Source organism: Enterococcus sp. DIV0806c (genome assembly GCF_051710905.1).
Lineage (GTDB): Bacteria > Bacillota > Bacilli > Lactobacillales > Enterococcaceae > Enterococcus_B > Enterococcus_B mundtii.
On record NZ_JBIOLO010000001.1, the window covers coordinates 1,135,878 to 1,159,622 of the forward strand.

A 23,745-nucleotide genomic window follows, 5' to 3' on the forward strand; every position below is an offset into this window, starting at 1 on the left:
ACTGCAAATCAAAGCAAGACGAATAATGAATACAATGAATGGAAAGAAGGAGTGCTTGGACGAGTGGAAGAAAATCAAAAAGTAATGGAGAAAAGAGAGAATACAACGAAAGATTGGGGATTAAGATTTTTCAAAGGAATGTTTATCGGCTCAGGATTTATCTTGCCGGGAGTGAGCGGAGGAGCTTTAGCAGCAGTATTTGGAATGTATGAGCGGCTGATTTCTTTCTTAGCACATATCACTAGAAACTTTAAAGAAAACGTCTTATTCTTTTTACCAGTCGGCTTAGGTGGTGTCACTGGCGTATTCTTGCTGTCTTTTTTAGTCAGTTTTTTACTAGGGGCCTATGAAACAACGATTTTGTGGTTCTTTGTGGGATGTATTGCTGGAACGGTGCCCGCTTTATGGAAAGAGTCAGGGAAAAAAGGCCGAAACAATACAGATCTCATTATTATGGTTGTGACATTTATTTTAGGTTATCTTTTCTTGTTATATGGTGCCCGTTTATTTGATGGGCAAGTAGAACAAAATGTCTATACCTGGATGATGGCAGGCGGTTTGATTGGTCTCGGAATGATCGTTCCTGGATTAAGTCCGTCGAATTTTTTAGTTTACATGGGACTGTATAAAGCGATGGCTGATGGATTTAAAGAAGTGCGTTTAGAAGTGATCATTCCTATTGCAATCGGTGGAATCGTGTGTGTGCTAGGTCTTTCCAAAGTAATGGACTTTATTTTCTCAAAAGCTTATAGCAAATTATTCCATTTTATTCTAGGCATTGTTTTTGCATCCACGATCATGATCATTCCTACAAATTATAGTGGACTTGGCATTTTAGGTATCTTGGCATGTCCAGTGTTATTCGTTGCTGGTGCTGCACTAGGCTGGTGGATGAGCCGTTTAGAAGAGCAGTATAAGTAGAAGAAGCACAAGAAGAAAAGTAACGTGATCGTTGTATTCAATTATCCAAGTTCTTGATAGATGGTTCGAAGAAACGATTCTCTTCTGTGATTTTTCTAGGTGAAGTATATGGTGAGATAGAAAAATAGAAAACAGATCCGCTGTTTTTTGATTTTTCTATCTTTTTTTAAAATAAAAAAAACGAGTTGTTTTTAATCGTAGAAACAGCTAGACTAATTGAAGTGATTATTTTTGAAAGTTGGCGTGATATGGAAATGAAAGAATTAAAGGGACTTACAGAAAATGAAGTGAGTCAAAGACGTGCCTCTGGTCAACAGAATGATTACCAAGAGGATGCTACAAAAAGTACGAAACAAATTTTCAGCGATAATATTTTAACATTATTCAATTTTTTGAACTTAGGAATAGGACTCTGCTTATTACTAGTTGGTGCTTATTCAAACATGGCTTACTTAGCAATTATTTTTGTAAATATCACCATGGGGATCTATCAGGAAATCCATGCGCGTAATCTTGTGCGCCGGTTATCAATCGTTTCACAGGCGGAAGTAACCGTCATTCGTGATGGGAAAGAACAGATGATCGCAACGAAAGAACTAGTTTTAGGCGATCTTGTCAAAATCGGTGCGGGTGAACAGATTCCCTCAGACTTGCAAGTGATCAGTGGTCGGGCAGAGGCAAATGAAGCTTTACTGACCGGTGAATCTGATTTGATCATCAAAGAGTCAGGAGCAGAATTACTGTCAGGTAGTTACCTGACTAGTGGCTCTGTCTTTGCTACAGTTATTCGTGTTGGGGCAGATAATTATGCTGTCCGCTTGACCAACGAAGCAAAAACACACAAGGAAATTCATTCGGAACTTGTGGAATCGATCCGCAAAGTATCTAAGTTTACAAGTTTTGTGATCATTCCTTTAGGGATCATCTTATTCTTGGAAGCTTTGTTCATTCGAAATGCGTCGATCCAACTATCAGTCGTTGCTTCTGCGGCAGCCTTACTGGGAATGTTACCAAAAGGATTAGTGTTATTGATCAGTATCGCATTGACGACTGGTGTAACGAAACTAGCGAAGAAACGAATCTTAGTCCAAGATATGTATTCTATCGAAACACTGGCACATGTAGATACATTATGTCTTGATAAAACAGGGACGATCACCGAAGGAAAAATGAGCATCCAACGAGTCGAACCCTTAAATAAAACCTATGAAAAAATGATTCCAACCATTATGGGAACATATTTAGCTGAAAGTAGCGATAACAATGTCACGATGCGTGCTTTGAGAGAGTATTTCGAGATTTCTAATCGCTACGATGTCGGAGAAAAATTAGCCTTTTCATCTGACCGCAAATGGGGCGCAATGGAATTTCCTGAACTAGGTGTCGTCTATGTCGGGGCTCCGGAACGGTTAGTGGCAGACGATCAGTTGCCGGAAAGTTTAGTGGAAGCCCAGGCCAACGGGTTTCGTGTATTGATGTTAGGTCTTGCTCCTAATCAAACGTTGTCTTCAGGCGATCCTCAAGGGGTTGAACCGATTGCTTTGTTTGAAATCGATGATCCTATCCGTAAAAACGCGCAAGAAACCTTAGCTTATCTGCACGAAGAAGGGGTAGACTTGAAAGTGATTTCTGGAGACAATCCTTTTACGGTGTCAAATATTGCGCGACGTGCTGGTTTGCCCAACTATCAATCGTATGTTGATCTATCTGATTTGACAGAAGAAGCAGAAGTCAGAAAAGCGGCGCATCAATATACAGTTTTTGGGCGAGTGAGTCCGCAACAAAAGAAACTCTTAGTCAACGAACTAAAAGCAAGTGGACGAACAGTTGCAATGACTGGAGATGGCGTAAACGATGTATTGGCTTTGCGTGAAGCTGATTGTAGTATTGCGATGGCAGAAGGAGACGGAGCAACACGACAAATTGCTAATCTTGTCTTGTTAGATTCTGATTTTACGACATTGCCCGAAGTATTGTTTGAAGGACGCCGAGTCGTGAATAACGTAACGAAAGTTTCAGGTATTTTCTTTATTAAAACAATCTATTCATTTATCTTATCGATTTTATGTGCAGTGACGGCTATCGGATTCCCATTTATCCCGATCCAGATCACGTTGATCGATCTTGCTATTGAAGGGTATCCATCTTTCTTCTTATCATTTGAGAATGATAAACGAAAAGTCGATTATCGCTATCTGCCTACTGCGCTAGTCAATGCATTACCTAATGCATTGCTTGTTGCTTTCAATACTGTGGCGATCTACCTGATCGGTCACAACCAAGGTTGGACATCTGGTGAAACAACGACATTGATGTATTATTTATTGATCGGGATCAGCTGTCTGGCAGTGATCAAAGCCTGCTTGCCATTCAATCCATTGCGGATTTTCATAGCAGTCACCACAGTGGTCGGTATTTATGTCGCTGCGATGCTTTTCCATCATATATTAGAAGTCAATCTTGGGTTAGGAAATACTTGGCCATATTTTGTTGGCTTTATGGGTTTGAATGTGCTATTACGTTTAGCGTATTGGAAATTAGGCATACAAAACAAATTATTGAATAAAGTAAATGCAAATAAAACTCCTCATACTCATGTGGAAGAAAATGTCATATAATCCAGTATCTATCACTTGAAAAAGTATAGGAATATGGTACAATGAAACATGTATAATTGTGTCCTTTAAAATCGCACTGATTTTCGTTAGTGCGATTTTTTACCGGTTATTCTCCTGAAATGTCTTGTCGATGAGTATGAGATATCAACTAATGCAGGGGGTGAGAATATGGCTCAAAGGATCCCTCAAGAGACTATTGAGACGATTCGTAATCAAACGAATATCGTTGAGGTGATTGGGCAATACGTCCAGTTGAAAAAATCTGGGAAGAATTATTTAGGTCTCTGCCCTTTCCATGAAGAACGTACGCCTTCTTTTTCGGTTGCGGAAGATAAGCAGATTTTCCATTGTTTTGGTTGTGGAAAAGGTGGGAATGTCTTTACGTTTCTTCAAGAATTAGAAGGTCTGTCTTTTCCAGAAGCAGTAGTCAAGGTCGCTGATTTAGAACAGATCCAACTCGAAGATCAGTGGCGACAACAAACGTCAACTGCTCAAACCGGAGATTCAGCTACTGGTAAATTGATTGCGGCTCATGAAAAAGCAGTAGAAGTTTATCATCATATGTTGTTGCACACAAAAGTAGGTGAGCCAGCGTTAAATTATTTACTCGAACGCGGTCTGACCACCGAGTTGATCGAAGAATTCAAGATCGGTTTTTCGCCAAATGAACGCTCATTTTTACAACAAGTATTCCAAAATGAAGACTATTCTGAGGAAGTATTCCAGCAGTCCGGCTTGTTTGTGACCCATGATGATGGACGGATGTCGGATCGTTTTTATCAACGGATCATGTTTCCTCTTCGTAATGGTCAAGGTCGGACGATCGGGTTTTCTGGTCGTTACTTGGCTGGTGAACACGATACAAAAGATCAACCAAAATATTTGAACAGTCCTGAAACGGATCTGTTCAACAAAAGACAAGTCTTATTCAACTTAGACAAAGCACGTAGTGAGATCCGCAAGTCGGGTGAAATCTTACTATTCGAAGGGTTTATGGATGTTATCGCTGCATGGCAAGCGGGTGTCAAGACTGGTTTAGCCTCCATGGGAACAAGTCTCACGACTCAACAGATCCAGCAGATGGAAAAACTGACAAAAGAATTAGTGTTTTGTTATGATGGTGACCGTGCGGGAGTAGAAGCTACGAACCGAGGCATCGAGCTATTGCGTCAAAATAGTCGAATGCAATTATCTGTCGTAGCGATCCCAGAAAAACTCGATCCAGATGAGTACTTGAGAAAGTATGGGGAAGATGCTTTTCAAGAATTAGTTTTACACGGACGAGAAACCATTTTTGCTTTTAAATCGCGTTATTTGAAGCAAGAAAAAAATCTGGAAAATGAAAAAGATAAAATTGAATATCTTGAAGCGGTACTAAGTGAATTGAGTAAAGTTGTTTCGCCAATCGAACAAGACATGTATTTAACGCAGTTATCAGCAGAATTTCAGCTGAGTCGAGAAACGATGCAAAAACAAATACGTGATCTGCGCCGAAAGAATCAACCAACCAAGCAAGAACAAGCTCAACCAACGACAGAGCAGGTGTCCGTAAAATCTGGAACGATCAGACAAAAACGTCCACTATCTCAGGTTGAAAAAGCAGAACAAATGCTATTGTATCGCGCGTTCAAAGAACTTGCTGTGCGTAATCTACTCAAGGAACAAGGCGTTCAATTTATTCATGATACTTATGCAGAAATCTATTTTTTATTTGATGCGTTTGTATCTCAAAATGGAGAATTCAAACTTGCGGAGTTTTTAGACTTCTTGCAAGATGAAAATTTAAGGCGGATAGTGGTTGAGATCGAATACATGCGAATGGCGGAAGAAAGTACGCCGCGTGAGATCCAAGACTTACTGAGAGTGATCAGTAAATCGGGCTTAGCTGAAGAAATCATAACAAAAAAACAGATGCAGCAAGAAGCACGACGTACCGGGAACAAACAGTTAGAATTGGAATTGACGATTGAGATCATTAATTTAACGAAACAGTTAAAACAAGCCGAATAGCTACTTAAAGGGGGCCTTCTTTTATGGCAAATGGAACAGATGTTAAAAAATATGAAGCAGCAGTGGCAGCGTTCATTAAAGAAAATAAACCAAAAGGGCAAGTGATTTATGATGATCTATCAAATAAACTTGCGACACCATTCACTTTAAATGCAGATGAGATGGATAAGTTGATCCAAAAAGTAGAGGACGCAGGTATCAGCGTCGTTGACGAAAATGGTGAACCATCGATCCACAGTCTGAAAAGTGCTGAGAAAAAAGCAGAACAAGCTAAAACAGAAGATCTTTCTGCACCAACAGGCGTCAAAATCAATGATCCTGTTCGGATGTACCTCAAAGAAATTGGCCGCGTCTCCCTTTTAACTGCAGAAGAAGAAGTAGCATTAGCATTGAAGATCGAAGAAGGTGACCAAGAAGCGAAACAACGCTTGGCTGAAGCCAACCTTCGTTTAGTTGTAAGTATTGCCAAAAGATATGTGGGTCGTGGGATGCAATTTTTAGATTTGATCCAAGAAGGAAATATGGGATTGATGAAAGCTGTTGAAAAATTTGACTACCGTAAAGGGTTCAAATTTTCTACCTACGCAACTTGGTGGATCCGTCAAGCTATCACACGTGCAATTGCTGACCAAGCCCGCACGATTCGTATTCCAGTGCATATGGTAGAAACCATTAATAAATTGATCCGTATCCAACGTCAATTACTACAAGACTTAGGAAGAGAACCAACGCCTGAAGAAATCGGTGCTGAAATGGATCTTCCTACAGAAAAAGTACGCGAAATCTTAAAAATCGCTCAAGAACCTGTCTCATTAGAAACACCGATCGGTGAAGAAGATGATTCGCATTTAGGTGATTTTATCGAGGACCAAGAAGCAACTAGTCCTGCGGAACATGCAGCGTATGAATTACTGAAAGAGCAATTAGAAGATGTCTTAGATACTTTGACAGATCGTGAAGAAAACGTCTTACGTTTGCGTTTTGGCTTAGATGATGGCCGTACACGTACGTTGGAAGAAGTAGGTAAAGTCTTCGGCGTGACTCGTGAACGTATTCGACAAATCGAAGCAAAAGCATTAAGAAAACTTCGCCACCCATCACGCTCAAAACAATTGAAAGATTTCTTGGAATAATCAAGAAATAATTTTTTAAACAAAAAAACAGATCATTTTTCTTGAATGATAGAAAACCCTCAAAGTAGGAGATCTCTCCAGCTATTGAGGGTTTGTTTTTTATCAAATGATTCAACTGGTTTTCAACAAAGGATCGTTTAAACAGAGTAGTTCATTACGGTCGTTATTTATTTTTTACTGAAGGACTTATTTGTTTTTTTATAAAATCCTTAGGATATCCTATTGGCGTGTGGATTAGATTATGGTAGATTTAATGGTAGCGAAAACCTAGTAAAGGAGCCGATCGCTAAGTGATAAAAAAATGTCCAAAATGTGGATCAGAAAAAATCAAAGATCAATCAAAATGTCCAGAATGTGACTTTGAACCACAACAAGATGAACTAACACAATTACCGCAAACAGATGACAATCAATCATTAGACGAAACAGCTGAGGAAGTTTATCCAGACAGTATCGTGAATGATCCAATCGAATGGTCAGAACTAAAAGATCTACCATTGGAATCTGTCATGGAGTTGTTTGACTCAAGTGACACGAGCACTGAGTCAAAGGATGATCAAGTAGATAAAAAAGAAAATACCAATCTTGACAAAGAAAAAACAGAGACAGATCACTCTGCTACCTCTGAGCAAAGAGAAAAAGCGCAGCAGAAAAAACGAGTAGCTGAATTAAAAGAAGCAGTAAACAATGAAGAAGAAAATTCCATTCTAGCTGCTTACATCAAGGCGCATCGTGAAGATACGACTGAAGAACACGCAAAAGAGCTGCTTCGAATGATCGAAACGGCGGCAGCAACGGGTGAGGATTCAGTCGACATTCGCTTGTCGGAAAATACAACGGAGCAAGTTTCTCCTGAAAAATCTCAAGAGGATGCAATGAAAGAGTCACCAGTGGAAAAACCAACAGAAGAAACGATCATTGAAGATACTGTGGTCGAAGATTCTTCAACAAGTACAGAAGAACAAGTAGACGTAATTACAAATATAGAAGAAACTGCCCCAGTTTTTACGGAAGAACCTGTAGAGCCGACTGAACCGATCGAAGAGGAAAGTTCTAAGGTTGAGAGTACGAAAGCTGCTTCAACAGATGCACCGCAACCAAAAGAAGCTCCTGAAACAACTGAACTGGTGGAAACACAGCCGGAACAGACAAAGGTTGAGGAACAAGAAACAAGCAATGCGTCCATCAAAAAAGAAGAATTGCCAAATGATCGAGGATCAAAGAAATCCAAAAAAAGATTATACCTGACGAGTGCGGCAGTGCTTTTACTTGGTGCAGGTGGTTGGATGTATTATGATCATCAGCAAAAAGTACAAGCAGAAATCGCTGCTGAAACCCAACGTAAACAAGATAAAATGGCTGATTTACAATCAGATTTAGCTGCGTTTTATTTAGATGATGATGAACAGTTCATTCGTACAAGTATGATCAATCAAGACTTGTCAAAATTAAGGGCATCATTGAATGAGGTCAAAGATGAAAAAGGTTATGCAGATCTGGAAAAAACCTTTGAAGATATCCAATCAAAGATCAAACAGATCCAAACGGTCAATGAATGGTTTGTTACACCAGTTATCGCAGATGATCAACTGATCGCAGAACCCAAATTGAAAGCTGACCAAGCAATCCAAAGTTTTGAAACAGAAGATACAGCATTTGGTCAATTGATCGACAAAGCGACAGATGAAGCAACCAAACAGTATCAACAACTTCAAACAGCAAAAGAAAAAACTGCTGTGATCTATGCAGATGGTCAAGTAAAAGATTCAGCAACGAAAGAGCAGTACGAGACAGCAAAAGTAGAAGTGGCGAAAGTAAAAAATGCAGAATTAGTCCAAGCACTTGCGACTGAATTGGATAAAGTCGATGAAGCTTTGACGAAAAAAGAAGAAGCGAAGAAAGCAGAAGAGGCGAAGAAAGCCGAAGAAGCGAAGAAAGCCGAAGAAGCGAAACAAGCGCAGGCACAGGCTGAAGCACAAGCACAAGCAGAGGCAGCTGCTCAACAAACTGAGTCGACACAGACAACGCCAGCGACAAATTCCGCAAACCGTCCAATCATGGAAACAAGAGCCAGTGATGTCGCAGATGCATCTAATCCTGCTTGGGATTGGGCGCCAGGAGTCAAAGAAAGTGTGATCGCAACAAGTATTGCACGAGGATACATCGTTGAAGGTGGTTATCGATTAGAGAAAGCTCGCATCGAAAACGGTGAAGGTTACTACAACCTTTATGCGACTTCAACTAAATCGTCATTGATGAGTGGCATCGGCGAAAGTGCACTACCATTTTATATCGTCACGATCAATTGTAAAACTGGTTGGTTTGGTGGGAACGGTAGCAACTAGATGAGTGTTAGTTTGCTTTAGCATGACAGAGAGTTCTATCAACCTAATTTACTATTCCCTCAAAGCGAAACAACAATGGTCCACAAACAATTTTTCTTTCTATCATAACGTCAAGAATAGGCCTTAGAATCCAAAAATATGAGGATATTTTCGGGTTTTATGGCCTATTTCAGTTGAACGCTTGCGTCTCAACCTTTTATAGAGAATCTCTATCCATAAACATGTCGTTATGTTATGATAGCAAAGAAATGTTGGAATACAAAGGCCTTTTAGAAAAGGAGAAAAAGATGAACGAATTATTAGCAAATGTCTTTACCGCAATGGTGATTGACGAAAATGAAAAAAATTATTTTGTCCAGAAAAATGGACAAACTTTCCGCTTAAGTAAAGAGGAAGGGGAGCATACGATCGGCGAAGCAGTCGAAGGGTTTGGTTACCAGAATCAAAAACAAGAAAATCGTTTTACAACGGTGATCCCGAAGAGTCGCATCGGACATTATGCCTTTGGAACAGTCACTTCTTCAAGAAAAGATCTAGGTGTCTTTGTTGATATTGGTTTACCGGATAAAGATTTTGTTGTTTCACTGGATGAGCTACCTACGATGACTGAGTTGTGGCCCAAAAAAGGTGATCAGTTGATGATCGCTTTACGTGTCGACGCGAAAGATCGCATTTGGGGAAGTTTAGCAGAAGAAAGAATCTTCAAATCACTAAGTAAGCAAGGCTCAGAAGAATTGAAAAATAAAAACATCTCAGGAATCGCTTATCGTTTGAAGCTGACGGGAACGTATTTGCTGACGGATGATTTTTATATTGGGTTCATCCATCCTTCAGAACGTTACCGCGAACCACGTTTAGGTGAAAAAGTAGAAGGACGCGTAGTTGGGGCTAGACCTGATGGTGTGTTGAATATCTCTTTGAAACCACGTGCACACGAAACGATTTCTGATGATGCACAAATGATCTTAACGATTTTAGAACGTTCGGCAGATCAACAAATCGCATTCACTGACAAATCAGATCCAGATGAGATCATGCGTGCGTTTGGAATCAGTAAAGGAGCATTTAAGCGTGCGATTGGTAATTTATTGAAACAAGGATTGATCAAACAAGAGGATGGCGTGACGAAATTAGCAAAAAAATCTAATTGAGAATGACTTGCATGTTTTTCTCGTCTAGCTTATAATAATTTTAATCTAGAACGGTTGATTAGATATCTTAATTATAATCATTATAAATTGTTGGGGTTGAGAAAAATGGGCATGAATACAATGTCAGTAATGAAAAAAACAAAACAACAGCTACATGAATCTGGGTTTAAACTGACCCCACAACGCGAAGCAACCTTGCTCGTCCTCTTAGAGAACGAAAAAGAACACTTGTCAGCAGAAGAAGTTTTCTTTCTAGTCAAAAAGAAAAACTCTGAGATTGGTTTGGCCACCGTTTATCGGACGTTGGAGATTCTAACGGATCTAAAAGTCATCGACAAAGTCAGCTTCAATGATGGTGTGGCTCGGTATGATCTGCGAAAAGAAGGAGCCAAACATTTTCATCATCATCTCCTGTGCTTAGATTGTGGAACGATCGAGGAAGTCGAAGAAGATCTGCTAAGTGAAGTTGAACAAGTGATCGAACAGCGTTACCACTTTTTTGTCAAAGATCATCGTTTGACCTTTCATGGTATCTGCCAAGAATGCTATAATAAGAAAAAAGAAAGAAAGACCGTCTGAATTGATAGACGGCTTTTTCTTTGAAGTGTCTACGAAAAAATAGACTACCGAAACCAAAGGCTATCTGATATGATAAAGAAGCATGAGGTGAGAATGATGGAAGAAGAAATCAATGAATATCTTCGCTATTTAAGTATCGAGCGTGGATTATCGTTCAATACTCGAAAAAGTTATGAACGAGACTTGAATCAATACTTGCACTATCTGAAAGAACACGAGATAACCTCTTGGCAAACAATTGATCGATTTGTCGTCATCCAATACTTAGAAACGTTGCATGCGGAAAATAAGGCTTCTGCAACGATTACACGTATGATCACAAGTTTAAGAAAATTCCATCAATTTTTGCGACAAGAACGGTATACAGAACAAGATCCAATGCAACATATCGAGACACCGAAGAAAGCCCAAAAGTTGCCAAGTACGTTGTCTTTAAAGGAAGTAGAACGACTGATCGAAACACCTGATACATCGAAAAATTTAGGGATCAGAGATCGCGCTATTTTAGAAGTCATGTATGCAACAGGGATGCGTGTGAGTGAGTTAGTCGGACTGAAGTTAGGCGATTTGCACTTGTCTTTAGGGCTGGTCCAAACCTTAGGTAAAGGAGATAAAGAACGAATCATCCCTTTAGGCGATTATGCGATTCAATGGTTAGAACGTTATTTGGATGAGGTTCGTCCTTTACTAGTCAAAAATCCATCTGAAACCCACGTTTTTTTGAATCATCATGGTTCAGGTCTCTCTCGACAAGGAATATGGAAAAATTTAAAACAACTTGTTCGAGAAGCAGGGATCTACAAAGACGTGACCCCTCATACATTGAGGCATAGTTTTGCGACACATTTACTAGAGAATGGGGCGGATTTACGTACCGTTCAAGAACTATTAGGTCATGCAGATATTTCAACGACACAGATCTATACACATATCACGAAAAAAAGAATGACAGATGTCTACAAGCAGCATTTCCCAAGGGCTTAGTTTATAGGATGGTGAGAAAATGTTAACACATTATCGAAAAGAAAACCGAAAAATCGCGATGGGACTATTGAGCTTTCATAAAAAGTTAAATGCAGAATCAAGTTTACTAAAAGAGATCGATACGTATGAATCTGCTGAGGATTATGAACTTTTTTTCTATACACCTGAAGATTCTACAAATATCCAAGGAGTCATTGGTGTTCATTGGAATGATAAAGATCAGATGACGATTCACGATATTTCGTTGAATCCTTCCTACCGGGGGGAGAATATCGGGTTTCAAATGTTGAATGAATTGCAAGCAAAATACCCTGATGTGTTGATCCATCCAACGGATATCACAGAAGCTTATTTAAGTAGATGGATCAAGGAAAATAAGAAAGAGTGAATGATGTGACAGAAATCAATATCAAATTAGATGTCTTTGAAGGTCCATTAGATTTACTCCTTCATCTGATCCAAGATATGTCGATCGATATTTACGATATCCCGATCGCCACTATCACGGAACAATACATGAACTATATCCATACGATGAAGACGCTTGAGTTAGCTGTGGCAGGAGAATACCTCGTCATGGCGGCAACACTGATGGCAATCAAAAGCAAGACTTTATTGCCTATCCAAGAAGTGAGCAATGACGAAGAAGAATTTTGGGAAGAAGATCCTCGTGACGAATTAGTCAATCAGCTGTTAGAATACCGCAAATTCAAATATGCAGCAGAGAAGCTTACTGAAAAGGCAGAAGAACGTAGTTTGTATTTCACAAAAGAACCTTCTGCAATCGATGAGTTATTGGGTCAAGAAAAACCATTGAAGCGTGGACAAGTGAAAAAAATCGATTTATTTCAAGCCATGCAGAAAATTTTAGAACGAAAGAAATTTGCCCAAAAAGAAGAAAAAACGATCGCACCTGATGATGCGACAATCGAAGAACGAATGACATTTATCCAACAGCGCATCGTCTCTCAAAAAAATGGCTGTTTGTTCGAATCTTTTTTTGAAACGCCTTCTAGAAACGAAGTCGTCACAACATTTTTGGCGATCCTCGAATTGATGAAAAATGGACAGATCGTGGCTCAGCAAGAAAAAAATTATGAATCAATCATGCTTTATCCAGCAGTAGGAGATACACAACATGACGAAATTAAGTGAACTTGAAGCAATCTTATTTATAGTAGGAGAAGAAGGGACGACAATCGAAGAATTGAGTGCCTTACTGACCTATACACGAGAAGAAACGACTGCTTTAGTGGCAGAGTTGGCAGCTAGTTATGAAGCAAATGACAACACAGCGTTACATCTTTTTGAAACAGAAAAACAAATCGTGCTGACTACCAAAAAGGAGTTAGCGCCGATCGTCAAAAGATACGCGCAAGGGACATCGAATACCTTGTCACAAGCGGCAGTCGAAACACTAGCAATCATTGCATATAAACAACCGATCACTAGAAGTGAGGTCGAGTTGATTCGTGGTGTTCAAGTTTCTGGCGCGATCCAACGCTTGACTGCACACCAACTGATCGAAGAAAAAGGGCGAGTCGATGGACCAGGTCGTCCGATCCTTTACGGGACCACAAGTCATTTTTTAGATTATTTTGGTCTGAGATCGCTAAATGAGTTACCCGATATTCAAGATATCGAACGTTCACTGGAAGAAGACGCACCCCTTGATTTATTTTTTGATGGCGTGCATGAAGGAGAAAACATATAATGGAAAGATTACAAAAAGTAATTGCTCACGCAGGAATTACCTCTCGCCGTAAAGCCGAGGAATATATTTTGGCTGGTCGAGTAAAAGTAAATGGTCAAGTCGTCAAAGAACTTGGCGTAAAAGTTGGCAAACACGATACAGTGGAAGTCGACCAAGTGCCGATCTATCAAGAAGAATATGGCTATTATTTACTTTATAAGCCAAAAGGGGTCATTTCTGCTGTAGCAGATGACAAGGGCCGGAAAGTAGTGACAGACCTATTACCAATGGTCAAAGAGCGTATCTATCCAGTTGGACGTCTAGATTATGATACTTCTGGCATACTTTTATTGACGAATGATGGTGATTTTGCGCAACGATTGACGCATCCAAAGCATGAAGTTGATAAAGTATATGTTGCCAAAGTCAAAGGGATCGCCACTAAGTCAGCGCTGAACCCATTGACAAAAGGAATCAAAATTGAAGGAAAGAAAACGTCACCTGCAAAGTATGCAATTTTATCTGTTGATCCTCACACGAATCATAGTATCGTAGAATTAACGATCCATGAAGGCCGTAACCACCAAGTAAAAAACATGCTACAAGCCGTCGGGTTACCTGTGCAAAAATTAAAACGAGAAAAATATGGCGAATTGACCTTGCAAGGTTTACGTCCTGGTGAGTATCGTGAGCTCAATAAAAAAGAAATCAGTCAGTTATTGAATCAATCAAAATAAATAACTTACTTTTTGTAAGACTAAATACCTTGCTTTTTTGTTATGAAATAAGTATAATAAAATGGTAAACAAAAATTAGATATGGTTCGTCTTCAGGGGCAGGGTGAAATTCCCGACCGGTGGTTATAGTCCACGACCTACTTTTGCGAGTAGCTGAATCGGTGAAATTCCGATACCGACAGTAAAGTCTGGATAAAGAAGATAGAGCTTATTTGGCATACGTATGTACAAATGACTCTAACTCTATTTTCCCCTGCGAAAATAGAGTTTTTTTGTTTGTGTTTACGTGGTTGAATAGTTCGCTGAAGAGGAATCCCAACAGGAGGATTTCAACATGAAGAACACCCGAGTACAAAAAATGGTTGCGGTCGCATTATTTGCTGCAATCGGATTGGTTTTGCAATTTTTCTCATTTCCAATCATGCCAACATTTAGCTTTTTGAAAATCGATTTTAGTGATATCCCAGTTTTGATCAGCATGTTTTTATTTGGTCCGTTAGCGGGGATCGTTACCGCGTTTTTACGTTCGATCTTACATTTGATCATGACCGGTTTTAGTCCGGAGAATCTAGTTGGCGACGTCGCTAGTTTCTTTTCAACAGCGGTCTTTACTTTACCGATTTTCTACATCTTCAAAAGAAACAAATACCAAAAAGGAAAAAATCAAATTTTAGGCGTGATCAGTGGAACACTTGCACTAACCATTTTCATGAGTATTGCGAACTATTTTGTGATCACCCCTCTTTATTTAACATTTTTAGGCCTGAATGCAACCCAAATGTTAGGTATGCCACTGGCAAATTACATTCTGATCGGTATCGTACCTTTTAACTTGATCAAAGGATTTATCGTTAGTGTGGCGTTCCTTGTCTTACACGCTAAACTACTACCTTGGTTGAGCAGAAAACAACACCAGTTAGAAAAACGACATAGCGTGGTAAAATAAAAGTAAACGACTCTTTTTAAAAAACTACGATATATTATAATACAGAAAATACAAGTAAACTTGAAAGTAGTAATTCCTACTTTCAAGTTTTTTTTTACTAAAAAGGGCATTTCCAGTTATTTATATAGAGCCTAGATAGTTTTTTTGGGATGATAACAAATGACCAATCATAGGTATTCTTATAGCTAACACATATTTTTTTAAAGTTATTCTTAATATTTTGTTATGAAAAAAAATTCAATAACCGACATTGTGTAAGCGTTTTATAAATCGTGTCTGAGTATTTTTTGCCTTTTTGTATAAAAATGTATTTTATACGTTTTAACGTGAAATTCTTCTCCTTTTGTTTGTTAGATGGACCTGATATAATAGACGACGGAAACGCTACAATTAGTATGAATAAAGCATTTCAATTAAATAATTAAAGGAGGGACAATAAACGAGGGTTTTGAATAAAATTTATCGAATCTACTAGTTATTATTTTTGTTCTTATCATCTTTTTGATAAAATACCGATGTGTCAAAGATTTTTGAAACAAGAAAGGAAGAAGAAAATGGAACAAACAACGAAGAAGAAATTTCAAATGCCTTCAGCGTACTCGGTCTTATTCATTATTATTGCCATTATCGCTGTACTTACATGGTTCATCCCAGCAGGACACTACAGTGTGGATGAAGCCGGTAATATCATTGCAGGGTCTTACGAAAGAGTCCAACAAAATCCACAAGGACTTTGGGATATCTTTATGGCTCCAGTCAACGGGATGTTGGGTGTACCAGCGGGTGAGTTAACGAAAGAAACACCTGCGGCAATTCCAATTTCATTCTTTATCTTAATTGTTGGTGGTTTCTTAGGAATTATCAATAAAACTGGCGCATTAGATGCTGGGATCGCAACTGTTGTGAAACGCTTCAAAGGGAAAGAAAAAATGTTGATCCCTGTATTGATGCTTTTATTCGCTTTAGGTGGATCAACTTATGGAATGGCGGAAGAAACGATTCCATTTTACGCATTATTGATTCCTGTTATGATGGCCGTTGGTTTTGATACTGTCACAGCAGTAGCCATCGTGTTGGTCGGATCTCAAGTGGGTTGTTTGGCATCAACAGTTAACCCATTTGCGACAGGAGTTGCATCACAAGCCGTTGGTATTTCAATGGGTGAAGGAATTGGGTTACGTTTCTTTATGTTCGTTGTCTTACTAACAATCTCTATTATTTATGTGTATCGCTATGCGTCGAAGATCGAAAAAGATCCAACCAAATCTTTAGTATATAATCAGCGCGAAGAAGACATGAAACACTTTGATATCGAAGCAATCAATCGTCAAGAAATGATCACGAAGAAACAAAAACATGTGAATGTATTGTTCTTCCTTACTTTTGGTATCATGATCATTAGTTTGATTCCGTGGACAACATTGAATGAAAACTTCACTATTTTTGAGTCATTGACAAATTGGTTAACTGGCCTACCTGTAATTGGAACTGTTTTAGGTAAAAACATGTTGCCTCTAGGCGATTGGTATTTCCCTGAAATCACAATGTTATTCTTAGTAATGTCAATCGTTGTGGCAATCACTTTTGGTATGAAAGAATCTGATTTTGTCAAAGAATTCTTAGCAGGTGCTTCAGACTTGATCGGTGTAGCAATCGTTGTTGCTGTTGCTCGTGGGATCCAAGTAGTGATGAACAACGGTTTGATCACAGATACGATCTTACATTGGGGAGAACAAGGATTAAGCTCATTATCATCAAGTGTCTTCTTGATCCTTACATTTATCTTCTATATCCCTATGTCATTCTTGATTCCATCAACTTCTGGCTTAGCAGCTGCTACAATGGGAATCATGGGACCAATGGGAGAATTTGCCGGTGTCGGTAAAGATCTAGTAATCACTGCTTACCAATCAGCATCTGGTTTAGTGAACTTGATCACGCCAACTTCTGCTATCGTAATGGGTGCAATCGCCATTGCCCGCTTTGATATTTCCGTTTGGTGGAAATTCACTGGAAAGTTGATTGCCATCTTATTTGTTGCCATCTGTGTGATCTTAGGTGTAGCAGCAATGTTCTAATTCTAGACAAATGACAGCCAAAGTTCTATGATAAATGAAGAAACACTATCTATTGACTGAATAAAGAGATATGAATCCTTTATTCACCATGTACGATGTATCACTTGTATGTAAGAGATCGTCGGTAGAAATAAGACCTTTGAAAAAACGAGTTACTCTGTTGATGAAATGGTGACTGAAGAATCCAGCTCCAAGAAATAAGCGACAAAACCCGAAACTTGGATTTTGGGTTTTGTCGCTTATTTCCGAAGGCGTTGGCTTTTACACAGAAAATTTCGTAAACAGTGTCCTATTGCACTCGAGCAAATGGACATGTGGATCAAAGTAGTATTTTCTGCCGCCATCTTTTTTTTAAATAATTAGGAGGCAAAGTTGATGAAACAATTTGTAACAGAACAACATCATGAACAAGCATTAGAATCATTAAGTGAGTTGATCAGAATTCCTTCTGTGTTGGATGAATCTGATTCTGGAGAGGGACATCCTTTTGGCAAAAAAGTTGTAGAAGCTTTAGATAAAGTGTTAGAAATCAGTGAAGGATTAGGTTTCAAAACATTTAAAGATCCCGAAGGCTACTATGGTTATGCAGAAGTAGGCTCAGGAGACGAGTTATTTGGTATCTTATGCCATATGGACGTTGTCCCTGGAGGCGATGAAAAAAACTGGGAATCTAAACCTTTTGAGCCAACGATCAAAGATGGCTGGCTAGTTGGCCGTGGCTCTCAAGACGATAAAGGACCTTCGATTGCTGCGATGTATGCAGTGAAAGCATTGATGGATGCAGGGGTAGAATTTAATATGCGCATTCGTTTCATCTTCGGAACGGACGAAGAAAACCTTTGGCGTTGTTTAGATAAATACAATGAAAAAGAAGAAGGAATCACACAAGGCTTTGCGCCAGATGCAGAATTTCCTTTGATCTATGCAGAAAAAGGCTTGCTACAAGCTTACTTGACAGGTCCTGGCACAAATGAATTTTCTGTAAATGCTGGTGGGGCACTAAATGTAGTGCCGGATTCTGCACCATATTCGGGCGAAAAATTGGCAGAAGTAAAAGCAGCGTTAACGAAACACAACTTCGATTTTGAAGATCAAGGTGACTCGATCACAGTGCTAGGAAAAAGTATCCACGCAAAGGATGCCGCAGAAGGTGTCAATGCGATTTCTCGTTTAGCGATCGCTTTATCTGAAGTTTTTGATTTTGCGCCAATCAAGTTTTTAGGAGAATTAGTCCAAGAAAATGCGACTGGTGAAAAAGTAGTCGGAAAGACTGTTGACGAACAATCTGGTGAGTTGACGATGAACTTCGCTAGTTTAGAAATCACACCTGAGCAAACAAAAATCGGGGTGGACATGCGTATCCCTGTCACCTTCAAAAAAGATGAGCTTGTCGAAAAAATGACAGAAAAAATCAAAGCATACGATTTATCATATGAAGAATTTGATTTCTTGGATTCATTATACGTTCCTTTGGAGAGCGAATTGATCCAAAACTTATTAGGAACGTACCGTGATATCACAGGGGACATGACTGAGCCATTTGTTTCTGGTGGAGCAACCTTTGCCCGTACGATGAACCAATGTGTCGCTTTCGGTGCAATGTTCCCTGATACACCAGACTTCATGCACCAAGCCAATGAACGATGGGAATTAAGCAGCATGTACAAAGCAATGGAAATCTACGCAGAAGCGGTTTATCGCTTGTGTGGAAAGTAAACCATAGTTAGTTAAGAAACGAATAAGATTTATAAAAAATAACCACCACTATTTTGAGAAACTTTGTCAAAGTAGTGGTGGATTTCTTCACCATCTAAACATCCATAATTAAGCAACAAGCGTAATAGCTATTTCACATACTCAGAAATTTGTTGGAATGTAGATACTATGATAATATGTATCTACATATTGAATATATTATAAACAGAAAGGAAAAAATTAATGGATAAAATTCGTAAATACAAAATCAGAAAATCTGGAAATAGTGATGTAACAACAATACCAAATGAAGTAAAAGAGTATATTGGAGTTAAAACTGGAGAGTCCATTAGTTATATATTTGATAAAGATGGGGCAGTTAGAATAGTAAAAGCACAAGAGGAAATTGATATTGATACTATTGTCGACTCTGTGATGAATCAATATGATCAAGCATTGAAAGATTTGGTCGACCTATGATATATTTGACTTCAAAACACATCATAAAGATAAATGCTAAAGTAATTTTAGCATATTCTCAAGGTGAAACAATCGGTATAAAAGATGCAACTGCACTAGATATGGCAATAAATCAACCTGCACAGTCAGTTTTTGGCAGAGATTTGTATCCTACGATATTTGATAAAGCATCTATACTTACAATCAATTTAGCTACAAAGCATCCTTTTCATAATGGTAACAAACGTACAGCATTTGTATCGATGATTACATTTTTGCAAGCGAATGGATATACAACAACTTTTACCCAGCAAGAGGCAGTTAAATTCATTTTAGATATTACTACTAGTAAAAAAGAATTTGATGAATTAAAACGAACTGTCTCGACTTACCTAACTCGGTCAGGAAAAGTTAATCCAAAGTAGTTCCCACATCGATTTTCCAGTTGATTAATCGTTTCCTAGAGTAAATGAGGCGAGTTCATGCACAACAGTGAATACATAAATTGAGTTTAATATAACAATGTAAGAAACCACCACTATTTTGAGAAATTTTGTCAAAGTAGTGGTGGATTTTCATTGTCACTTGTTCCTCCTTACAAAGATATCCAATAATAACATCTTACATAAAATCATTTGCAATTTTACCGTATTTTATTTAGTGTATAAGAGTATCAAATGAAAGTTGACGGAAGGTGATGTTTTTTGAAAATATTCAAAAGAGTCCTGATAGGATTAGTGATCGTACTGGGATTAGGTGCTATCGGAGGTTATTTTTATTGGCAACAAAGTGTGTACGAACCATCGACTCAAGCAGAGCAATCATTTAAACAAGGAATAGATAAAGAGGATTATTTATTATTCGAATCGCAAAAATCGGCGGAACATCCAATGGTGATTTTTTATCCTGGTGCGCTCGTTGAACCAGAAAGTTATAGTATATGGGCAGAACAACTAGCAGAAAATGGCTATACGGTAGCCATTGCTAAAATGCCTTTTGAACTGGCGATCCTGAGTGGCAACAAAGCAGACAAAATCAGAGAGGATTTCAAAGATCAAGATTTTGTGATTGGGGGACATTCTTTAGGTGGCGTGATGGCAAGTCGTTATGCTAATGCAAATCTGGATGACGAACGATTAAAAGGTATTTATTTCATGGCAAGTTATCCGGATGAAAAGGGGACATTGGAAAAAACTGATTTACAGGTCATCAGTATCACCGGAAGTGAAGACAAAGTCATGAACCAAGAAGCAGCTGATGAAGCAAAAGCTTATTTACCTGAACAAACAGAATTTGTTTCCATCGCTGGAGGGAACCACGGCGGATTTGGTAGTTATGGTCATCAAAAAGGTGATGGTGAAGCAACAATCAGTAATGAAGACCAACAAACAGCAATCGTCACGACCATGATGGATTGGCTGAACCAAATCAAGTAAGAGCGTCACTTTTCGGAACGACGAAAAGAAATGATCCGTTTATAATTGAAAATTTCACAAGCTGATCGGCGGATACAGACGTCTCAAAGGAAGCTCCTCGAAAAATAAGGCGTCATCCACAAAAAAATTTAAGAATTATTTTCGTGGATGACGCCTTATCACTTGAGGGGAATACGATTACCTCATCTATTTTTGTGAGATAGAAAAAACAAGTAGATCATCGGACAGTCCTGCTAAAAGTTAGTTGTAAGAGAGCGGTCAATTTTCTTTTTCCAATAAGATTGCTCGAACCGGACATTTTTGATAAGCTTTGGTTACGTTGGCTTCTTCTAAAGGCTGAACGAATTGTTGATGTGCTTCTGGTTCTTGTGCAAATAAGACGATTCCTTCTTCATCATAATCAAAGATATCAGGTGCCTCGATTTGACATAGACCACATGCGATACAACGTTCAGGAACTAATTTACATAATAATGACATATTCACCATCCTAACATAAGGGGATTACTATGACTGAGTTTATTTTATCTTTATTTTCTTCAAGTGACAAGTTACGAGCAAGCTCACTCTATCAATTATTAAGTGGCAAGCGTACATCCTCGGTACTACTTTTTGGCTTTTTTCAGCGACTATTAGTTGTGCATGGTTGTTTTCCTTCACTTGAACAAGCAACGTTTGATACGCAGATTCAACAGATGATAGATGAGGGATTATTAAAGTGGGAAGACCGAGAGTTGCAACTGACGAAAAAAGGGGAAATGCGAAGAAAAAAAGAATCCCTCACCGGACTACACTATGATAAGTATGGACGTACAGCTACTACTAGTTGGCGTTTGCTGAAATTCTCTGTACAAGTCGTCTCTCACTTATCCGCCAATGAAACAGCTTATTTACCAGTAGAGACGGGGCCTTTTTATGCGTACCAAGTGAAGAGATGGTTGAAAGAAGCAACGTGTACCAAAACGGAGCTGGTCGCTCAAGTATCAAAGGAACTTTCTACTATTTTTACTCTGATGCCAGACGAACAGGCGAACTTCTTAGCAAACCAATTTTCTGGTAAAAAGCAAACAGGCTTACTCGCGTACCAGCTGACCACTCTTGAAGATGGCGTAGCACAGCAACTATTCCAAGATCAATGTATCCATCGCTTATTAGCGATTATCGAACAGCATTCAGATTTCTTGTTATACGATTTGCTGGCACCGTTGCTAAGACAAAATTATAATCAAAGCATGTTGACGACAAGAGCAATGATTTTATCTGGAGATTCAGTGGATCAGGTGATGAGCAAGCGAGGGTTGAAGAAAGGGACGATCAATGATCATTTGATCGAGTGGGCCATCTTTTTTGATGATTTTCCTTTTGAACGACTGATCCACTCCGAGACAAGAAAATCTTTAGCTTTGTTGGAGCGACCACTTCTTACACTAAGATATAAATACCTTGAAGAACAAACGATCGATTACGGAGAATTTCGTTTGGTACAAATCGAGACATTTAAAGGAGGGGATAAAAATGGATTTGCTTGATCCATTGAAACAGTATTTTGGTTTTTCCTCTTTTCGCCAAGGACAGGAAGAGATTATTTCCACCTTATTGAATCAGAAAGATGTTTTAGCGATCCTGCCAACTGGTAATGGCAAAAGTTTATGTTATCAGTTGACTGGCTATTTGCAAGATGGGATGGTCTTGATCGTTTCTCCTTTACTCTCTTTGATGGAAGATCAAGTAGGGCAATTGCAAAAACGAGGAGAGAAAAGGGTGGTTGCCTATAATAGCTTACTTACTAGAAGTGAAAAACAGTATGTGTTAGCTCATTTATCCGAATATAAATTTGTCTTTGTCAGTCCCGAGATGTTGCAGCAACCGGAAGTACTTCATGCGCTGAAGCAACAAAAAATTTCGTTGTACGTAGTCGATGAAGCTCATTGTGTCTCACAGTGGGGCATTGATTTTCGACCGGAGTATCAATCTCTCGGAAGAGTCGCAAAAGAATTAGGATCACCAACTACCTTAGCTTTGACGGCAACAGCCACGCGACCGGTACAAGAAGAGATCGAACACATTCTCTTTCGCACAAAACCTGTCATCGTCAAACATTCAGTTAATCGAGAAAATATCTCATTATTTGTCTTTCATACAGATGAAAAAGACCAGCAATTACGTCAGCTGATGGCACAAGCAGACGGGGCAATGATCATTTATTGTGCGACTAAAAAAGAAGTCGAACGTCTTTATCAACTGTTTCGCAAAGACTATGCTGTGGGGTATTATCATGGAGGGCTAGATGCCTCACAACGCCGCCAACTTCAACAACAATTCAGTCAAAATCAACTGCAATTTTTGATTGCGACGAATGCGTTTGGTATGGGGATCGATAAAGCAGACATTCGGTATGTCATCCATTATGATCTACCAGATAGCTTGGAAAATTATATGCAAGAAATTGGTCGAGCAGGCCGAGATCAGCGACCTAGTAGCGCTGTGTTGCTTTACCGACCAGGAGATGAAGGGATCCATTACTTTTTCCAACAATTGTCTAAAGAACAACGCCAGATTTTCGAAGAACATCTGTCAACTGGGCAAACAGAGGCGCCTCAGTTCGATGAGATCCAGCAAAAATGGCTGATGGTAGTAAATGAAATACAAAGTCCTGATACATGGCTTCTGCAATTAAAAAAACAAGAACAAGTGAAAATCAAGCAACTACAACAGATGCTTGCTTATATCCATGAAACGACCTGTAGACGAGAACGTCTGATGGACTATTTCGATGAAACTCTCAAAGAGAAGCCTAAAGACTGCTGTGACCGAGATGGCGCATCATTATTTCTAACTGAAACAGGGCAAATAAGTCCAACCGTAGAAGTAAAAGACTGGCAAACGATTTTACTAAATTTATTTTAAAAAAATGGTGCGAGGTATTTTTTTCGTACAATCAAGATTATCCTATGGTATAA

21 protein-coding genes and 1 riboswitch are annotated in these 23,745 nt (G+C 38.9%); of the genes, 20 read left to right on the plus strand and 1 reads right to left on the minus strand.

Going from position 1 to position 23,745, the window contains the following annotated elements:
• Window positions 1–84 precede the first annotated feature (84 nt).
• The 18 genes from IGK77_RS05375 (at window position 85) to IGK77_RS05460 (ending at window position 20,785) form a co-directional block, all read left to right on the plus strand.
• Entirely contained in the window at window positions 85–921 is an 837-nt protein-coding gene (locus IGK77_RS05375) for a DUF368 domain-containing protein (RefSeq protein ID WP_074801234.1), read from the plus strand.
• Between the two features lie 248 nt (window positions 922–1,169).
• Window positions 1,170–3,539: a cation-translocating P-type ATPase gene (locus IGK77_RS05380; RefSeq protein ID WP_177187694.1), complete on the plus strand. Its 2,370-nt coding sequence runs from the start codon at window positions 1,170–1,172 to the stop codon at window positions 3,537–3,539.
• A gap of 168 nt (window positions 3,540–3,707) precedes the next feature.
• On the plus strand, window positions 3,708–5,549 hold the full coding sequence (gene dnaG, locus IGK77_RS05385; protein WP_071866349.1) for a DNA primase: 1,842 nt from the start codon (window positions 3,708–3,710) through the stop codon (window positions 5,547–5,549).
• 23 nt (window positions 5,550–5,572) lie between these two features.
• Window positions 5,573–6,682, plus strand: coding sequence for an RNA polymerase sigma factor RpoD (gene rpoD, locus IGK77_RS05390; RefSeq protein ID WP_010735787.1), 1,110 nt, complete (start codon window positions 5,573–5,575; stop codon window positions 6,680–6,682).
• Window positions 6,683–6,972: 290 nt separating this feature from the next.
• A complete protein-coding gene (locus tag IGK77_RS05395) occupies window positions 6,973–9,027 on the plus strand; it encodes a cell division site-positioning protein MapZ family protein (RefSeq protein ID WP_438713043.1) in 2,055 nt (684 codons plus the stop codon).
• A gap of 287 nt (window positions 9,028–9,314) precedes the next feature.
• Window positions 9,315–10,178, plus strand: coding sequence for a CvfB family protein (locus tag IGK77_RS05400; RefSeq protein ID WP_071866351.1), 864 nt, complete (start codon window positions 9,315–9,317; stop codon window positions 10,176–10,178).
• A gap of 105 nt (window positions 10,179–10,283) precedes the next feature.
• Window positions 10,284–10,757, plus strand: coding sequence for a ferric iron uptake transcriptional regulator (gene fur / locus IGK77_RS05405; protein WP_023519469.1), 474 nt, complete (start codon window positions 10,284–10,286; stop codon window positions 10,755–10,757).
• A 96-nt stretch (window positions 10,758–10,853) separates the two neighbouring features.
• Window positions 10,854–11,741 carry a site-specific tyrosine recombinase XerD gene (gene xerD, locus IGK77_RS05410; protein WP_071866352.1) on the plus strand — a complete coding sequence of 296 codons (888 nt, stop codon included), beginning with the start codon at window positions 10,854–10,856 and terminating at the stop codon, window positions 11,739–11,741.
• Window positions 11,742–11,760: 19 nt separating this feature from the next.
• Entirely contained in the window at window positions 11,761–12,129 is a 369-nt protein-coding gene (locus tag IGK77_RS05415) for a GNAT family N-acetyltransferase (protein WP_071866353.1), read from the plus strand.
• Window positions 12,126–12,896 carry a segregation/condensation protein A gene (locus tag IGK77_RS05420; protein ID WP_269149416.1) on the plus strand — a complete coding sequence of 257 codons (771 nt, stop codon included), beginning with the start codon at window positions 12,126–12,128 and terminating at the stop codon, window positions 12,894–12,896. Before IGK77_RS05415 ends, IGK77_RS05420 begins: the two co-directional genes overlap by 4 nt.
• Entirely contained in the window at window positions 12,880–13,455 is a 576-nt protein-coding gene (gene scpB, locus IGK77_RS05425) for an SMC-Scp complex subunit ScpB (RefSeq protein WP_074801184.1), read from the plus strand. The genes IGK77_RS05420 and scpB overlap by 17 nt, the downstream gene beginning before the upstream one ends.
• Complete coding sequence (locus IGK77_RS05430) at window positions 13,455–14,171, plus strand: pseudouridine synthase (protein WP_010735779.1); 717 nt, start codon at window positions 13,455–13,457, stop codon at window positions 14,169–14,171. The genes scpB and IGK77_RS05430 overlap by 1 nt, the downstream gene beginning before the upstream one ends.
• Before the next feature lie 84 nt (window positions 14,172–14,255).
• A riboswitch (FMN riboswitch) is annotated at window positions 14,256–14,378 on the plus strand.
• A 127-nt stretch (window positions 14,379–14,505) separates the two neighbouring features.
• Window positions 14,506–15,117 (plus strand): ECF transporter S component, encoded by a 612-nt coding sequence (locus IGK77_RS05435; protein WP_019723230.1) that lies wholly within the window; start codon window positions 14,506–14,508, stop codon window positions 15,115–15,117.
• Between the two features lie 554 nt (window positions 15,118–15,671).
• The gene (locus tag IGK77_RS05440; protein WP_065096592.1) at window positions 15,672–17,195 is read left to right on the plus strand and encodes a YfcC family protein; all 1,524 of its coding nucleotides are present in this window, start codon (window positions 15,672–15,674) and stop codon (window positions 17,193–17,195) included.
• Between the two features lie 375 nt (window positions 17,196–17,570).
• Entirely contained in the window at window positions 17,571–18,911 is a 1,341-nt protein-coding gene (locus IGK77_RS05445; RefSeq protein WP_074801181.1) for a M20 family metallopeptidase, read from the plus strand.
• A gap of 222 nt (window positions 18,912–19,133) precedes the next feature.
• Window positions 19,134–19,370 (plus strand): addiction module antitoxin, encoded by a 237-nt coding sequence (locus tag IGK77_RS05450; RefSeq protein ID WP_071866356.1) that lies wholly within the window; start codon window positions 19,134–19,136, stop codon window positions 19,368–19,370.
• Window positions 19,367–19,774, plus strand: coding sequence for a type II toxin-antitoxin system death-on-curing family toxin (locus IGK77_RS05455; RefSeq protein WP_071866357.1), 408 nt, complete (start codon window positions 19,367–19,369; stop codon window positions 19,772–19,774). The genes IGK77_RS05450 and IGK77_RS05455 overlap by 4 nt, the downstream gene beginning before the upstream one ends.
• Before the next feature lie 279 nt (window positions 19,775–20,053).
• A complete protein-coding gene (locus IGK77_RS05460; protein ID WP_074801177.1) occupies window positions 20,054–20,785 on the plus strand; it encodes an alpha/beta hydrolase in 732 nt (243 codons plus the stop codon).
• Window positions 20,786–21,043: 258 nt separating this feature from the next.
• On the opposite strand, the gene IGK77_RS05465 is transcribed toward IGK77_RS05460, so the two are convergent.
• Window positions 21,044–21,265 (minus strand): ferredoxin, encoded by a 222-nt coding sequence (locus IGK77_RS05465; protein WP_010735774.1) that lies wholly within the window; start codon window positions 21,263–21,265, stop codon window positions 21,044–21,046.
• A gap of 29 nt (window positions 21,266–21,294) precedes the next feature.
• Between IGK77_RS05465 and IGK77_RS05470 the strand changes: the two genes are divergently transcribed.
• On the plus strand, window positions 21,295–22,314 hold the full coding sequence (locus IGK77_RS05470; protein WP_074801174.1) for a helix-turn-helix domain-containing protein: 1,020 nt from the start codon (window positions 21,295–21,297) through the stop codon (window positions 22,312–22,314).
• On the plus strand, window positions 22,301–23,692 hold the full coding sequence (locus IGK77_RS05475; RefSeq protein ID WP_065096586.1) for a RecQ family ATP-dependent DNA helicase: 1,392 nt from the start codon (window positions 22,301–22,303) through the stop codon (window positions 23,690–23,692). The genes IGK77_RS05470 and IGK77_RS05475 overlap by 14 nt, the downstream gene beginning before the upstream one ends.
• Window positions 23,693–23,745 lie beyond the last annotated feature (53 nt).